The sequence below is a fragment of the Phyllobacterium sp. A18/5-2 genome (assembly GCF_025452215.1).
GTDB classification, from domain to species: domain Bacteria; phylum Pseudomonadota; class Alphaproteobacteria; order Rhizobiales; family Rhizobiaceae; genus Phyllobacterium; species Phyllobacterium sophorae.
The window spans coordinates 245693-261249 of record NZ_CP104967.1; the positions used below are offsets into that span (position 1 = coordinate 245693).

Below are 15557 nucleotides of genomic sequence, written 5' to 3' on the forward strand. Positions count from 1 at the left end.
ATTTTCAGGATTCTGACATGACAGATTTTCCTTTCCCTGGGCTCAACCTCGCCCTAACGACGCCTTTCGACGCTGAGGGACGTATTGATTTTGGCCGTTTGGAGGAGAACCTTGAACGCTATTTGGCGCTTGGCATCCCTGGCTTTGTGCTTAGCTCCGGCACCGGCATGCATGTCTACCTGTCAAAGGAAGAATCCAAGCAGTTGGTGCAGCGCGGTTCGAAGATCATCAACGGACGGGCGAAAATCGTAGCGCAGACGTCGGCCCTTCTTTCGCAAGATGTGGTGGAGCGCACACGCCATGCGGCCGATTGTGGCGTGGATGGCGTCATGGTCCTGCCGCCGTTCTTCGAAGGGCCGACGGACGATCAGGGAATCATCGATTTCTATGTGGAAGTCGCCAAAGCCGGACTACCCGTCATCGGCTATAATGTGCCTCAGGCGGTCGGCGTCGAGGTCTCCCCTTCTCTCCTGAAACACCTAGGCGACATCCCGGGGTTCTGTGCGGTAAAGGACAGCAGTGGCGATCTTGGAAAACAGGCATCGCTCATGCGTACCGGCCTTGCCGTCATGAACGGCGCCGACCACCTGGTGCCCTATGCCCTTTATGCAGGGTGCAGCGGCCTCATCTGGGGCGGCGCGAACATCGCGCCGCGCACCTGTCTTGCTCTCGTAGCGGCGGCCTCAGAGCGCAAGTGGGTAGAAGCGCGCGAAATCTGGTCTGTGCTTGAGCCAGTCATGTCGCTGCTTTGGGATGGCGATTATGTACAGTCAGTCTATGCGGCAGCAGAACTGACCGGCTATGGTGCAGGCAGCCCCCGCAAGCCTTTGAGAGGTTTGTCGTCCGAGCGAATTGAAGCAGTAAAGGCTGTTCTCGGCGACCTCGCGAAGCGGGAAGCGAGTGTAGCGTGAGCACGGTTACCAAGAAGGTTTTCGCCACTTCAAAACTCCCGCACAACACGGGCGTTTCTGCATGGGTTGCGATGCTGCCGACTCGTGAGATAAAACCGCGCCTTGAACGGGCACGGACCGCCGATGTCGTCATTGTCGGCGGTGGTTTTGCGGGCCTGTCTGCCGCGCGGCGAATTTCTCAGCTCGAGCCCGCCTTGCGGACCGTGGTACTGGAAGCGGGTATTATTGGCGAAGGACCTGCCGGACGTAACTCTGGCTTCATCATCGACTTGCCCCATGAAGTCTCCGCGGACGACTATGGCGGCGATTGTGCCAGTAAGAGCCAGCAGGATATCGTCATCCATCGCAGGGCAATCGCCTTGGCAAGCGAAATCGCTGTAGAGCACCGATGGGACAGCCGCATATTTGATCCGTGCGGCCGATACAGTGTGGCGATGAGCGAAAAAGGGGACGCGCACCTTGTCGCCTATTGCGCACAACTGCGCAAGTTGGGTGAAGATCACCGGCTTGTTGATGCGCAGGAGATCGCGTCGATAACAGGTACCCGTTGCTATACGTCTGCCTTGTTTACTCCAGGCACAATCATCGTGCAGCCGGCAGCATACATACGCGGCGTTGCAGATTGCCTTCGGGAACCCATTTCCATTTACGAAAGAACGCCAGCGCTGGCGTTCGAGAGCAATGCTGAAGGATGGACGGTCAAAACCCCGCAAGGCTCGATTCATACCGGGAAGATTATCCTGGCCAACAACGGCCATGCGGAGAGCTTTGGTTTTTTCAAAGGCCGCCTGCTGCAAATCTTCACCTATGCGTCGATGACGAAGGCGTTCGCGCCGGGCCGCCTTTCGGGTGAAAGAAAATGGGCCGCTACGCCAGCCCTTCCCATGGGCACCACGGTTCGCCGCGTGGCCGGGCAACGAGGCGATCGTATCCTTATTCGCTCGCGCTACACCTACAATTCAATGCAGATTGTTAGTGAAGGTGCCCTTAAGCGGGCCGGCGCCCAGCACGATCGCAAGTTCAAGGCGCGATTTCCAGGCCTCGCCAATGTCGACATGGAGTACCGCTGGGCTGGAGGGATGGCTCTGACGCTGAACGCAGTCCCCGCATTTGGTGAAGTTGAACATGGCGTGTTTGCCGCCTGCGGGTGCAACGGGCTCGGCGCATCAAAAGCCACTGCATCCGGTATCGCAGCAGCAGAGATGATGTTGGGATACAACTCTGAACTCACGCAGATATATCGCAGGTTCCCAGCGCCGAAAGCCCTGCCGCCTCGGCCATTCACGACGATCGGCGCCAAGGCGAACCTGCGCTTTCGCGAATGGAAGGCAGGTGCGGAGTAAAGGAAACCTCGCAGCGAGCTGATCTCAGCAGGCGAGCTTTGAACATCTTGGACAGATCAAGCCGGTTGCAGCGCGGCACGCCGGTTTCGATGCGTTAAGCCGCAAAATGAGGGAACGATAATGAAAAAACTACTTGCGTCCACAAGCCTGATTTTCGGCCTGCTGGGAGGAGCTTCCTTTGCCAGCGCTGCTGAATGCGGCAGTATCACAATCGCCAGCATGAATTGGCAAAGCGCCGAGGTTCTTTCGAACCTTGACAAGATCATCCTCAATGAAGGCTACGGCTGCCAGGCAGATATCACCGTCGGTGACACTGTTCCGACAATCACCTCGATGGCCGAAAAGGGCCAGCCGGATATCGCACCGGAAGCGTGGGTTGATCTGCTCCCGGACATCGTGAAAAAAGGAACAGAAGAGGGTAAGATCGTGGCCGTCGGCTCTCCACTGCCCGATGGTGGCAATCAAGGCTGGTGGATTCCGAAATACCTTGCCGATGCCCACCCGGACATCAAGACCATACCGGACCTCTTAAAGCATCCGGAACTCTTTCCAGATCCCGAGGACCCTGCAAAAGGCGCGATCTTCAATGGCCCGTCAGGCTGGGGCGGCACGCTCGTGACCACGCAACTCTATAAAGCGTTTGAAGCGGAAAAAGCAGGCTTTAGGCTGGTCGATACAGGTTCGGCAGCGGGCCTCGACGGTTCCATCGCCAAGGCCTATGAGCGCAAGCAGGGTTGGGTTGGTTATTACTGGGCGCCGACCGCTCTGCTTGGCAAATATCCCATGGTGAAGCTGGAGGCAGGCGTTCCCAGTGATCCCGCGGAGTGGAAGCGCTGCAACACGGTGGCAGATTGCCCTGATCCAAAGCCAAATGCCTGGCCCGTCGACACCATTGTTACACTGCTGGCAAAGCCTTTCTCGGAAAAAGCGCCCCCAGAAGTGATGGACTATCTCAAGAAGCGGTCGTGGAGCAATGAAACCGTCAACAAACTGATGGCCTGGATGACTGACAATCAGGCGACGGGCGAAGACGGCGCCAAGCACTTCCTGAAGGAAAACAAGGACCATTGGACCAAGTGGGTCACGCCGGAAGCTGCAGAGAAAATCACCGCTGCCGTACAATAATGCTCATCGGTGCGGCGGGGATAAACTTTGCCGCACCACCACCTCGCTGCAACAGGCTGAACGCTTCCACGTTCAGCGGCTTCGGTTGTTGAGGAGCATCCTCAATGACCCAATGAAGGGGGTACTGACATGGATTGGTTCTACTCATTCCCAAATATGAATGACGACACGCTGCGCAATCTGAAAAAGACATTGGATGAGGGCTTCAAGGCTTTCACCCGTCAATATGGCGATGTCATCAGATCCTTTTTCGAGCCGCTGCAGTATTTTCTTATCCAGGCCGAGCGCTTTATGACGGCGACGCCCTGGCCCATCATGATCCTCCTGATCGGTGGCATCGCCTGGATCGCCAGCCGCAACTGGAAGATCGTTGCAGGAACCGTCATCACCCTGCTCCTCATTGGCTATTTCGACATGTGGAGCGATGCGATGAAGACCATCGCCATGATTTTCGTCGGAACGGTCGTCTCCATTGTCGTCGGCATTCCCATAGGCATCGTCATGGCGCGTTCGGATAGTTTCCAGCGTCTTGTCAATCCCATTCTCGACGTGATGCAAACCATGCCGAGTTTCGTCTACCTGATCCCCGTCGTCATGCTTTTGGGTATCGGCAAGGTGCCGGGGCTGATCGCTGTAGTCATCTATGCCATTCCGCCGATGATCCGCCTGACAAATCTGGGCATCAGGCTTGTCGACAAGGACGTGCTGGAAGCAGCGGATGCTTTCGGGTCGTCCAGCTGGCAGCGTTTGAAGAATGTGCAGATACCTCTCGCCCTTCCCACGATCATGGCTGGCATCAACCAGACCATCATGATGGCTCTTGCCATGGTGGTCATCGCCTCGATGATCGGCGTTCAGGGTCTTGGCCAGCCGGTGCTGCGTTCCGTCAATGGCCAGTTCTTCTCTCTCGGACTTTTCAACGGCCTTGCCATCGTTGGCATTGCCATCATTTTCGATCGCGTTAGTCAGGCCTATGGCAAGCGTCTTCAGAAGCACCAGGAGGTGGTCCATGGCTGATCGCAACGTTCAAGGCGCCGGTATCAAGATCAAGAATCTATACAAGATTTTTGGTCAAAGACCGGACGCCTATGTCGAAGCCGTCAAGAAGGGTATGTCCAAGACGGAACTGAATGAAAAACACGGTCATGTCCTTGGCCTACGCGATATCAATATCGACATGCCGGCTGGTTGCATTCAGGTGGTCATGGGCCTTTCCGGTTCGGGAAAATCCACGCTGATCCGCCACATCAATCGTTTGATCGACCCGACGGCGGGCGAGGTCATCATTGACAACGCCGACGTCTGCAAGATGAACCAGAACGATCTGCGCCAGTTCCGCCGGCACAAGACAGCGATGGTTTTCCAGAAGTTCGCCCTGCTTCCCCATCGCACGGTGCTCGACAACACCGTTTACGGTCTGGAAATCCAGGGGCTTTCCCGGGAAAAACAGGAAGAACAGGCGCGCCGCTGGATCGCAAGAGTCGGGTTGAAAGGCTTTGAGGACCATTATCCAAATCAGCTTTCCGGTGGTATGCAGCAGCGTGTCGGCCTCGCCCGCGCGCTGACGAATGACGCTCCTATCCTGCTGATGGACGAAGCGTTTTCCGCGCTCGACCCGCTGATCCGCATGGATATGCAATCAGTGCTTCTCGATCTGCAGAAGGAAATCAAGAAGACCGTCGTTTTTATCACCCACGATCTCGACGAAGCACTGCGGCTTGGAGACCGCATCGCAATCCTGCGCGATGGCGAAGTCGTCCAGCAAGGGACTGGCCAGGACATCGTTCTGAAGCCCGCGGACGAGTACATCTCGAGCTTTGTCAAGGAAGTCAACCGCGGCCGCGTCATCATGGTCGATACCATCGCGACTCATTCGGGTGCTCCGGCTGCAACGGGAGGCGTTACGGTCAAGAGCGGGACCATCCTGGAAGAAGCTGCCAAAACCATGACCGACGCCAACCAGCAATATGCGACGGTTGTCGACGATAGTGGCAAGCCGACCGGCGTGATCAGCATGAACAGCCTGATCCAGGCCATGGTTACGCCGATCAGCCACCTGACCTCCCGGGCCGCAGCGGAGTAACTGTGGCGAAGGCCTTGTAAAAATCGGGAATCTCCGGAGCGGTACCAAATGCGCTTTCGCCTGATGCGACCGATCCTGCCTTCAAGGAACGCGTCTCTGCACAGTTCGATCGCTTGCGTGCAAAATGCGTGCGCATTCCCGGCAGCCGCGCGTCGATGCACCGGGAGGACCGAGAGATCATCGACCTTGAGACCGAGATTGTTGCAACGATCAGGAGCCTTGCGGGCTATGGCCCACGGCACATGACTTCATGACGCGAGCGCGGGTTGTTCAAGCCCCAGCCCATGCGGGTATATTCCAAGCGGCGTCAAGGTTCACTGTTGAGGCCATTGCATTGCCTTGTCACGGACGGCGGTGGTGTAACTGCCGTCTTTCCGCCCGATGCCGATGTCGCTGTTTTCCGTTCCTGGCGCTGCGGTCGAATGCGATTCCACCTATTTTGGCATGATGGACCTCGCAGTCGATTTGGCTGGCAAGCTTCGAGCAATTCAGCTCTTCCTCGGCATACCAAGCTTGAAAAGCACAGCTTCGTTAACTTGGGATTGAGGTGGACGACGCCCTGCAACTTTCCGAGGAAATAGAACGATGAAAATGACCATCGGCTTCCAAGCCGATGGTCGTGCCTGCCAAGCGCCGTCTTTGCCAGAAAACAAAGCAGGACCGCTCGCATTGGCAATGCCGACTTTGGCGTGTTTGGCTGCTCTCGCACCGGATCGCGAAAATCGGCAACAGGAGCTGATGCCGGCAAGCCTTTGCTCGATCCTGATGTGCTATTCGTCGATCTGCGGCTCGACGAGCCTTGCCAAGTTTCGCAGCGACTCTTGCCAACCAAGATAACAAGCCTCAGATGGAATGACGTCTGGCACACCTGCCTGCGTTATATCCAACTCGGTCCCGACCGAAACTTTGGTCAACGTCACAATGACCTCCATTTCGCCAGGCAGGTTGGGGTCGTCGAATTTGTCCGTATATCGCAGGCGTTCGCCTGAGACGAGCTCGACATATTCGCCGCCAAAGGCGTGGCTTTTGCCGGTTGTAAAGTTGCGGAAGGACATTTTGAACGTGCCGCCGACTGTCGGTTCCAAGTGATGCACCGTGCAGGCAAAGCCGTTGGGGGGAAGCCACTTGGCGAGCGCGTCCGCCTCGAGGAACGCGCGATAAACCTTTTCTGGGCTGGTTGCCAGAACGCGGTGCAAGCGTATGGTACTCGGCATAATCGTGATCCTTTTGAATTGACAGTATGGACGAGCCTAGGACGAACGAGGCATTGTTAATCCGACACCGGATCAATCTTTATTGAACTAAAATTACTCAGACCTTTTGACCAAGATCAACAGGGACCGCTGGAAAAACGTCGCTATTACGACCTGTCGAAGAGAGCTGGCGTATCAATCAAGATATAGCGTGCCAAACGCACTCATATTCGCTAATTTATGTGGCACCCCGCGCTGAAAAAGATGCTTTGACCAGCAGTCAGCGGATGTGCATCTCCGTTGACCACAGCGGTCAGTTCGCCCTCAATGAGGTAGATGGCTTCATCGTCCTCGGTGTGGACGTGGATCGGCGTCTTCGTGTTTCCGCCGCTGATGTTTTCAAAGAGGCAAAACTGGCCATTGGTCTGCTTGCCGGAGCAGGCGCTTCATCACCACGCCGGCCAAAACAAACTCTATCGTTTCTATACTGATCATAGCAATTATCCTGATTCGAATATTAAAGGTTTCGCTCGACCTAACGGTCGGCTCGGTGGATTAATGTCCCCTGCCATGTGCGACCCGACTTAAGCGAAGGTGACGATTGGAACGAATGAGGCCGGAGAGCGTAAGTTCCAGATGTGTGCAAGCCCCACATTGAGAGGACTCAGCTAGGCTCAACGGCAAATCCGTGTGCTCACCACTCGGCGTAGCCATAAATGCAATTGAAAAAAAGCCGAGCGCTTGTCGACGGAGCCGACCAGCTTAACCATTTTCCGCCAATTTCGAGTATTTGCAACTACAGCGCGGCAGGACACTTAGCGCAATGATCGGAAATTGCAGCCATCGCAGAATTCTGAATGTTGCGATGGCGCAATGCTAAGGTTTTAGTCTTAATTGAGAAACTTGCGCTGTTCAGTAGCAAGTATCACCAACCACAGTTTCGAAGATCAGAAGGAATGCCTTCGGCCGACCTGGTGGGCCATAAATCCTCGAAAAACAAGGGCGCAGCAGGCAGCGTTGTCAATCCACAGCGTTCCGGCGGCTGTCGTCGTCTGCGCAGCGCGACCGTTACACATTGCCTTCGCCTGGAGCGCAACTGTTGCGCACGTGCACTGGTCATCCTCAAGTTCTCGTCACATAATGTTCGTCATGCGCCAAGAAGATATCTGGGACACTGAGGCAGCAGAGAGCTATGACACGCCGCATGTGGGAATGTTCTCGCCTGACGTGTTGCAGCCAACGGTCGAACGCCTGGCGGAACTTGCGCGCGAGGGGAGAGCCCTTGAATTCGCGATTGGAACCGGTCGTGTGGCCGTACCGCTACACGAGCGAGGTGTTGCGGTCGCCGGAATTGAACTATCACCTGCAATGGTAGCGCAACTGCGCAAGAAAGCCGACGAAGCGGCGATCCCTGTTGTTCTTGGTGATATGGCGACAACTGTCGCTGCGGGAAACTACTCGCTTGTGTATCTGGTCTTTAACACAATATCGAACTTGTTGACCCAAGCCGAGCAGGTTAGTTGCTTCCGCAACGCGGCGCGCCACCTGATGCCCGGCGGTTACTTTGTGATTGAGCTATCAGTGCCAGACCTGCGCAAGCTGCCACCAGGTCAGAAGGCGGTCGTGTGGCAGGCAGAACCCGGTTATATCGGACTGGACACTTATGATGTCGTGCGACAGCACGTCGTATCGCATCATTTCAAGTTCGGCGAAGGTCGGCAATCCCAAGTGTTTCGCACCCCTCACCGCTACATCTGGCCCGCAGAGCTGGATCTCATGGCTCAGTTAGCCGGGTTCGAGCTGGAGAGTAGGCACGCGGACTGGGTCGGGTCTGAATTCACTGCCGAGTCACGTTCGCACGTATCCGTCTATCGAATACCTCTTGAACGTTAGGCCCAAAGACAAAAAACTGGCGCGTCTGCGGTCAAACTTGCGACCTGGGACTCGTGCTAAGCGAATTCTTGCATCACAAAAACGCTGAGCGATCATCGGCATACCCGGCAAAGGCTCGCAGCCACTCCATCCCACGTGTTCGTACAGGCTTAAGGTCCAGCCGGCGGCGACGATCGTTTGCCGATCGCTCTTACCCGAATGGTATAATTGACACTGTTGGATGCTCTGGCAATCTGATCGCGCGCACCGGAAGCAATTCCTATATGACCCGACAGATCATCTTGGAATGATATGCTCCAGTGGCCCCTGTCATGTTTCAGTCAGGTGAAATAGCGACCTGGAGTAATGATGCGAGTACGCGATGGGATCAGCCGGGATCTGGTCAGAAACGCAAACGATCCCTTCTTTCTTGCTTCCGCGGAAAAGCGGGCACTTCTTCGCGAGGCATCTGCGGCAATCCGTTGCTACCAGGCGCTGGCGGCCATCTCAGGCCCAATGACAAATGATCCGGCGCGCAATATCGCAGTTGAATTGAGCCAATTCGCTGATGATCTTGACTTCCGGTATGCTGACGAAACGAAAGCGATCATGCTTGAGGCTGCCGATACCATCAGACTTCTGCGGCTGATGCTCGGCATCAAGCAGGAAAGCGTTTGAGCCCTCGGGGCCCTTACAACCACGATCTGAGCATAGCAAAACACAACGCCGCCGCAGCAATGGCGAGTATTGATGCTTTCCAGACATGCGCGCCAAAGGCCATCGTTCCAAAGATAGACGCATAAACAGCCTTGGCCAGCGTGTTGGACAGGACCGCAATGGCGATGGCCAGCGATGCGGTCTGTACCGAAAGGGTCGGCAGCAATCCTGCCACTGCTATGGTTGCCGCATCGACGTCCGCAAGGCCTGACAGCGCTGAAGCGATGAACAACCCGGCGTCGCCAAAAATCTCGCTTGCTGCGCGGGCCAGAAATCCCACACCGACGAGAACCACCGCCATCTTGACAACCTCGTCGAGATCAAAGGGATTCTTCGGCAGGACCTCCCGATGCTTGGCCGAGCTTTGCCGGGCAAGCAGGACAGAATAGACCAGCATGGCGGCGGCGGCGGAAAACAGAACCGGAAGGAGCTCTGCGGCAAGTGGCCGTGCCAACACAATGACCAAAAAGCTGGTTCGGACCATCGAAACGGCGCCAGCACTGATGGCACCGGCAGCAAGCGGTCTCGTTAGATCTTCACTTGCCGAACGCCGGGCGTTTGAAATCGTTGCTGCCGTGGATGAGATCACGCCGCCAATCGCACCGGCGACAATTTCGCCGCGCGCACTACCAAGCAGGCGCACGGCGATGTAACCGCAAAAGGAAATTGCAGCCAGGACAATGACCATGATCAGGCTTTTTGACGGTGACACACCTCCGAACGGTCCGACCGGCTCAGATGGGACAATGGGAAGAACAACAAAGGTGAGCGCAAGAAGGATCACGGCCGAGCGCAGTTCGGACCAGCGCAATTTGCGCATGGAGGCGTGGAGAAATTCCCGGCTCGCAAGCACTGCGACCAGAACCACGCCACCTGCGGAGGCGACGGTCATGCTCCCGAGGACAGCTGCACTTGCAAGAGCGAATGTGAGCATCGCAACCACAACCGACGTCGCGCTGTAGGTCTCGTCTGCGATTGCCTCACGCAACTGAAACACCGCAAAAACCGCTGTCAGTGTCACCAGAAATCCGACCACGACAATCCCCGGGATGCCGCCGGGTCGCGCAAGAAAATGCTCGAGTAGTCCGGCCACGCCGCCGAGCAGACCAATGAGAGTAAATGTCCGAATGCCAGCGGTACGGCTGCCTTCCTCTTCGTCCTTTTCACGCCAATGCCGTTCGACACCAACCGCAGCACCGATAGCAAGCGCCAGGCCCATGCGTTGAAATATTTCGATGTCTTCCATAGCCGGAGATATCCGCAGCATATCTGCGGCCCGTCAAGGACAGAATTTTCGGTTTGTCCTTCAACAAAGAAGCAGCAGCTGTCGGCCGAAATGTGCTCCTGGGCCGTCGATATTCAACCCGGTGCTCCTGGGCTTTGCGCGCCGTATCACATCTGCCGGGCAGGCCGGGGTTGTTGGTTATCCAGGTGCGCAAGGTTTTTCAACAATCCGCGTCTTAGGCGCCATCGGTCTTAAGGAGAGCCCAAGACGTTTGAGTTTTTCCGTTCCCATTGTTGCCGAAATGAGCCGCCAGTTTTCTCTGGCAGCTCATTGTATTTAGCGCGGTTAGCTCTTCAATCGGGAATTGCACAGGCTGTAATAGCCGCCACCCTTTTGAATCCATTTGAGACCACCAAGGGAGTTCCTTTCCTTGTTGGCGTAATATTGCGCGAGGCATGTGTGCATCCGGGCCTTGCCTGGACTTTCGGTCGAATATTTCGTCGCAACGGCGCTCGGAAAGGACACGCCGCGCGGAGCCGCCGTCGTCGGGGCAGCGGGCTCATCCGTATAGGTAGCCGTATCAGCCGTCGGAGCTGTATCGTCATCGTTTGCTGCGGATGCGCCTGCACTGCATTGTGCCTTGCGGAAATCATTCCATTCCAGACCGCCTAGCGTGCCGGCGCTCTTGGCTGCCTGATATTTTGCACTGCATTCCTTCATGGTTAGACCAGAGCCATCGCCACTGTCTGATGGAGCGGTGGCTGTTGTCGTCGTTTGTGGAGGTTCCCGGTTCGTCCCTGCCGGCGCACCTGCACTGCACTCAGCCTTGCGGAAATCATTCCATTTGAGGTTGCCAAGCGTACCTGCACTTTTGGCGGCCTGATACCTGGCGCTGCATTCCTTCATGGTTAGGCCGTCGCTGTCGCTACCGGTTGCAGCTTTGGTGGTTTTGGTTGGGCTTGCAGGAGCTGCAGCAGCAGAACCGGCATTGCACTCAGCCTTGCGGAAATCATTCCACTTTACACCACCCAGCGTTCCCGCATTCCTTCATCGTCAGGCCATTGCCCCCATCGGCGCCACCGGTGGCCGTGGATGTTGCGGTATCGGCCTTTGTCTTGCTTGCCGCCTTTTTCGTGTCCGTCGCTGGGGCGGCATCGGAGCCACATTGCGACTTTCGGAAATCATTCCATTTCAGACCGCCAAGCGTTCCCGCCTCCTTCGCTGCTTGATACTTGACGCTGCATTCCTTCGCTGTGAGTGCGTAAGCTGGTGCAACGGCAACTGATGCCGCGGCAAACATGCCAGCCAATACAAGATTTCGGATAATCGACATTGTAGACTCCCTCAGGTGGCCGCAAGCGCCTGAACTCGCGACCTGAATTGCTTTCCACTCCTAAGATCGGGCAAGGAAAGTTACCAATGGACGCCTCTTTGTTCTTGCTAAAACTATGCTTTATTATAAAAAATTGTATCGGAAAACTATAAAGCGTGAAGGCTTGGCCTTTGCGTTTACAGTGCTGATGATTGTGCGCCCCAGATGCATCGCCCATCAGCGAATTTTTCAGACGGCAACGATTTTGGAAAAAATCGCGAACAGTGCGGTCACACAAGCTGTTTTTGACGTCGTTCCATGGCACCGTCCTCCCGCATACACTCCTTCAGATACAACTTGGTCCTCGTCGTGAGCGGTGAATGCGTCCTGCGTTATGGCAATGAGGCGGCAAAGACGGCCACCGAGACGTTAAGGACCGCTCAGATGCGGGACGCCAGGACCTTATCGACACGCCGATGATCAAGGTCGACCACTTCAAAACGCCACTCGTCGAAATTGATTGCCTCACCCGTTTCCGGAATTCGCTCCAATCGATCGATGATAAAGCCAGCAACGGTTTCGTAATGACGGGTCTTTGGAAGGTCAATGCCCAAGAGCTCTGCCATTTCATCTGCGGGCATCCAACCGGCAAGCAACCAGGATCCATCATCGCGTCGAACGGCCTCCGGCTCTCCCTGATCTTCATCGGAACGGAATGCACCAGCAATCGCGTCAAGAATGTCAGCAGGCGTCAATAAACCTTCGAAGTGGCCATACTCGTCATGAACGAGCGCCATCGGCACATCCGAATTGCGCAAGACTTTCAGCGCGGCCAAAGCATCAAGCGTATCGGGAATTACGGGAGCACTGCGGATGTGGTCGCGTACCACAACGCGCGACGAGGAAAGCAGCGCCTCGACCATGTCTTTCAGCATGATGACGCCAATGACGTTGTCGCGGTCCTCGTCAAAGATGGGCAAGCACGAATGATTGCTCGCGATGAGCTTTCCCTTGAGTGAAGCGACGTCTTCGTCAACCTTTACCATCTCGACATCGGTACGTGGTGTCATCACGGCGCGGACACTGCGGTCGCCGAGCCGGATCACCCCCGAGATCATCGAACGTTCTGCTTCTTCGATCACTCCAGTACTGCCGGCCTCGGCAACGATCGTGAGAATTTCCTCATCCGTGATGGCGCTTTGCGATGCTGTTGAAACCCCCAGCAGTTTGAATACGCCACGCGTCGAGGCATCGAGCAGCCAAACGGCAGGGGCAGCAACCCGAGACAAGATATTCATTGGCCGTGCAATAAAGCAGGCGATGCGCTCGGGATTCTTCAACGCTAGATGTTTGGGAACGAGCTCCCCGACGATAACGGAAAGATAGGTGATGATGCCGATGACAAGAGCATATCCTCCAGGCTGGGCGATATCGGGGCGGAGGCCTGCGCCCGTCAGCAATTGACCCATCCGCGCGCCTAAGGTCGCACCGGAAAATGCACCGGCAACAATGCCGACAAGGGTGATGCCGATTTGGACTGTCGAGAGGAACTTACCCGGACTCTCGGATAGGGCAATTGCGGCTTGCGCGCCAGCGACGCCGCGATCGGCCAGCATCTCAAGACGGACTTTTCGCGCCGAGACCACAGCAAGTTCCGAAAGTGCGAAAACGCCATTGAGCACGATGAGGAAGCCGACGATCAATAACTCAAGCATATGATTTAGACGTACCTCTCCGACGATTCAGCACGGAGGGTAAGTCTCCCGTCTGACAAGCCAATCTATGATCCCGCGCCCCGTAATCCAAGCCATTTCTCGGCAGCATCGCTCAAGATCAAAACGGTCCTTTTCGCAAGCGGATATATGCGGCTGGCGCAGGGAATACGCGGCGGTCAACCCGGCCCGAGCACATGGGTCGTGGCAAATGGAGATTTATTCAATCAGTTTCCCAGAACGGCGCTGTTCGGTGATGACTATAACCAAAAAGGCGTCGGTTCGATGTCCAGCATGCAGCAACCCGGTTGGTATTAAATTGGGAACGATAAAATTAGCTGCGAGTTGTTGAGGTGCCAAATTGAAACCGGAGCACCAAAATGAAAACTCTTGCAGAGCTATTCGAACACACCCTCAAAGATGTTTATTACGCCGAAAATGCTATCGTAAAGGCTCTTCCAAAAGTGTCCAGCGCGGTAAAAAGCGCAGAGCTTAAAAAGACCTTAGATCAACACCTTGAAGAAACAAAAGGACAAATCAAAACCTTGGAGAAGGTTTTCAAGACGATTGGCCTTAAACCGGAAGGCCAAAAGTGCGATGGTACGGATGGTCTGATAAAAGAGGCCGATAGTATCATTGCTGAAGCGCAAGGTGTCGCTTTGGAAGCCGGTGCCTTGGCCGCGTGCCAAGCTGTAGAACACTATGAAATTGCCCGTTACGGCTCTTTGCGCGAATGGGCAAAAGTTCTGGGAAATGAAGAGGCGCATGTTTTACTGAGCGAGATTCTTGATCAAGAAAAGGCGGCCAATAACAAGCTCACCAACTTGGCAGTCACCTCAATCAACAAGTAGCTCTTTGCGGTAGGACCGGATTGGCGAGGGCGACCTTTCACATTATCCGATCATTTTAAATCAATGCGGATGGGAGGGGTCACCTCGTCTGTTTCGCACCTCGAAGAACGTCGGTTCGATTCCACCCTGTCGCAACCATTTGCTTCTAGACACCGTCCAACGCAATTATCCTCGTCCTTGCGCATCGTTCACGGATTGCCTTGAGGACGCAGTATCGCGGTGCGTTATGCCAATTCATCAACGAAATCATAACCGGCAACTCGACGACAACACCACGGTGCGGCTCCCAATCACCTTCGAGAACTTGGCCAAGCCGCTACGACGTAGCTGTTTAGCGCCGTGGCACTGCTCAGTCGCAGGACTTCGCGTTTATATTCCTCGAAGAGGCCGGCATCGGTGACGTCGACATCCGCAGTATGCGGACATGGTGGCAGCCCCTTGAAGGTTTGTGCTGTACGAAAAATACGCCTTTCCCCTAGTCATCTCCAAGCGGCCATCATCGTGCCGCCTGAAGGATAGAGCAGCAATCATCGAATGCGCGCAGCTTTCTCATCAAGCCGGTGAGGCGATGGCCAGAACGATAGCGATTGCCAGCAATAGCGGCCCCATCCATCTGAAATGGCCTACGAGGTTTGCAAGCCAAGCATTCTGCGCACCTTGATTGGGGGTGGGAAACGAAAGGTAGCCGAAGCCGACGGCTGCCATCCATAGTCCGGCGCAAAACATAATGAACTCGTCGATGTAAGCTGCAATCACGCCCGCTTCTCCCTACCATCGGTCCAACTTGCCAAGTTTCAATGTCGGTACTCGAGAACGCTGGCATGAGAAGTTCGCGCGGGCTGTGGCCAAAGGCAAGAGCGAAACGAATGCATACGCCGGTTCCGGTTTTTAATCCCAAAGCCAGAACGCCGCTCGATCAATGGACGATGATGACATTGTCGCTCTGATGGGGAAGCTGAGGGCCTAAGGTGCGACATGCCCCCTGTTTCGACCGAGAGCCTCACCAACAAGCGAAGAAGAAGTCCGCCAATTGGTAGTGGCCAATGAGAACGTTGCGGTGTTCATAATAGCTCATGTCTCGTCTACAAATTTTACGGCGAAAGATCCAGCAGGGCCGAATAGTCGAAAGGATTCAATAAAATGTGCAGGTCGGACGCTGTGTCGTAACGTTATGATCTTTGCACGCGCCAAATAACAGTTAGGAAATTCGGAC

Annotated in this window: 16 protein-coding genes; 8 read left to right on the forward strand and 8 right to left on the reverse strand. The window is 55.5% G+C overall.

Annotated elements, in window-relative coordinates; all coding sequences use genetic code 11:
- The first annotated feature begins 17 nt into the window (after positions 1–17).
- The 5 genes from N8E89_RS19680 to N8E89_RS19700 all read left to right on the forward strand — a co-directional run bounded on the left by N8E89_RS19680 (position 18) and on the right by N8E89_RS19700 (position 5462).
- Complete coding sequence (locus N8E89_RS19680) at positions 18–911, forward strand: dihydrodipicolinate synthase family protein (RefSeq protein ID WP_262262883.1); 894 nt, start codon at positions 18–20, stop codon at positions 909–911.
- The gene (locus N8E89_RS19685) at positions 908–2254 is read left to right on the forward strand and encodes an NAD(P)/FAD-dependent oxidoreductase (protein WP_262262884.1); all 1347 of its coding nucleotides are present in this window, start codon (positions 908–910) and stop codon (positions 2252–2254) included. The genes N8E89_RS19680 and N8E89_RS19685 overlap by 4 nt, the downstream gene beginning before the upstream one ends.
- A gap of 120 nt (positions 2255–2374) precedes the next feature.
- On the forward strand, positions 2375–3379 hold the full coding sequence (locus tag N8E89_RS19690) for an ABC transporter substrate-binding protein (protein ID WP_262262885.1): 1005 nt from the start codon (positions 2375–2377) through the stop codon (positions 3377–3379).
- A gap of 129 nt (positions 3380–3508) precedes the next feature.
- A complete protein-coding gene (locus N8E89_RS19695; RefSeq protein ID WP_262262886.1) occupies positions 3509–4396 on the forward strand; it encodes an ABC transporter permease in 888 nt (295 codons plus the stop codon).
- A complete protein-coding gene (locus tag N8E89_RS19700) occupies positions 4389–5462 on the forward strand; it encodes a quaternary amine ABC transporter ATP-binding protein (RefSeq protein ID WP_106662850.1) in 1074 nt (357 codons plus the stop codon). The genes N8E89_RS19695 and N8E89_RS19700 overlap by 8 nt, the downstream gene beginning before the upstream one ends.
- 770 nt (positions 5463–6232) lie before the next feature.
- On the opposite strand, the gene N8E89_RS19705 is transcribed toward N8E89_RS19700, so the two are convergent.
- Complete coding sequence (locus tag N8E89_RS19705) at positions 6233–6676, reverse strand: SRPBCC family protein (RefSeq protein WP_262262887.1); 444 nt, start codon at positions 6674–6676, stop codon at positions 6233–6235.
- A gap of 212 nt (positions 6677–6888) precedes the next feature.
- A complete protein-coding gene (locus tag N8E89_RS29050; RefSeq protein ID WP_315975747.1) occupies positions 6889–7050 on the reverse strand; it encodes a cupin domain-containing protein in 162 nt (53 codons plus the stop codon).
- A 754-nt stretch (positions 7051–7804) separates the two neighbouring features.
- Between N8E89_RS29050 and N8E89_RS19715 the strand changes: the two genes are divergently transcribed.
- Both N8E89_RS19715 and N8E89_RS19720 read left to right on the forward strand, forming a co-directional pair.
- Positions 7805–8548, forward strand: coding sequence for a class I SAM-dependent DNA methyltransferase (locus N8E89_RS19715; RefSeq protein ID WP_262262888.1), 744 nt, complete (start codon positions 7805–7807; stop codon positions 8546–8548).
- A gap of 345 nt (positions 8549–8893) precedes the next feature.
- Positions 8894–9205, forward strand: coding sequence for a hypothetical protein (locus N8E89_RS19720; RefSeq protein WP_262262889.1), 312 nt, complete (start codon positions 8894–8896; stop codon positions 9203–9205).
- 13 nt (positions 9206–9218) lie between these two features.
- Here N8E89_RS19720 and N8E89_RS19725 read toward each other — a convergent pair whose 3' ends face one another.
- The 4 genes from N8E89_RS19725 to N8E89_RS19740 form a co-directional block, all read right to left on the reverse strand.
- Positions 9219–10490: an MgtC/SapB family protein gene (locus tag N8E89_RS19725; RefSeq protein WP_262262890.1), complete on the reverse strand. Its 1272-nt coding sequence runs from the start codon at positions 10488–10490 to the stop codon at positions 9219–9221.
- A 324-nt stretch (positions 10491–10814) separates the two neighbouring features.
- Positions 10815–11501: a hypothetical protein gene (locus N8E89_RS19730; RefSeq protein WP_262263362.1), complete on the reverse strand. Its 687-nt coding sequence runs from the start codon at positions 11499–11501 to the stop codon at positions 10815–10817.
- On the reverse strand, positions 11479–11802 hold the full coding sequence (locus N8E89_RS29415) for a hypothetical protein (protein WP_410010433.1): 324 nt from the start codon (positions 11800–11802) through the stop codon (positions 11479–11481). Before N8E89_RS29415 ends, N8E89_RS19730 begins: the two co-directional genes overlap by 23 nt.
- Positions 11803–12221: 419 nt before the next feature.
- Positions 12222–13496, reverse strand: coding sequence for a hemolysin family protein (locus N8E89_RS19740; protein WP_262262891.1), 1275 nt, complete (start codon positions 13494–13496; stop codon positions 12222–12224).
- A 377-nt stretch (positions 13497–13873) separates the two neighbouring features.
- Here N8E89_RS19740 and N8E89_RS19745 point away from each other — a divergent pair, with 377 nt between their 5' ends.
- Positions 13874–14344, forward strand: coding sequence for a YciE/YciF ferroxidase family protein (locus N8E89_RS19745; protein ID WP_262262892.1), 471 nt, complete (start codon positions 13874–13876; stop codon positions 14342–14344).
- Between the two features lie 145 nt (positions 14345–14489).
- Here N8E89_RS19745 and N8E89_RS19750 read toward each other — a convergent pair whose 3' ends face one another.
- Both N8E89_RS19750 and N8E89_RS19755 read right to left on the reverse strand, forming a co-directional pair.
- Positions 14490–14594: a DUF1330 domain-containing protein gene (locus N8E89_RS19750; protein WP_262262893.1), complete on the reverse strand. Its 105-nt coding sequence runs from the start codon at positions 14592–14594 to the stop codon at positions 14490–14492.
- A 302-nt stretch (positions 14595–14896) separates the two neighbouring features.
- Entirely contained in the window at positions 14897–15100 is a 204-nt protein-coding gene (locus N8E89_RS19755; protein WP_106667387.1) for a hypothetical protein, read from the reverse strand.
- Between the last annotated feature and the right edge of the window lie 457 nt (positions 15101–15557).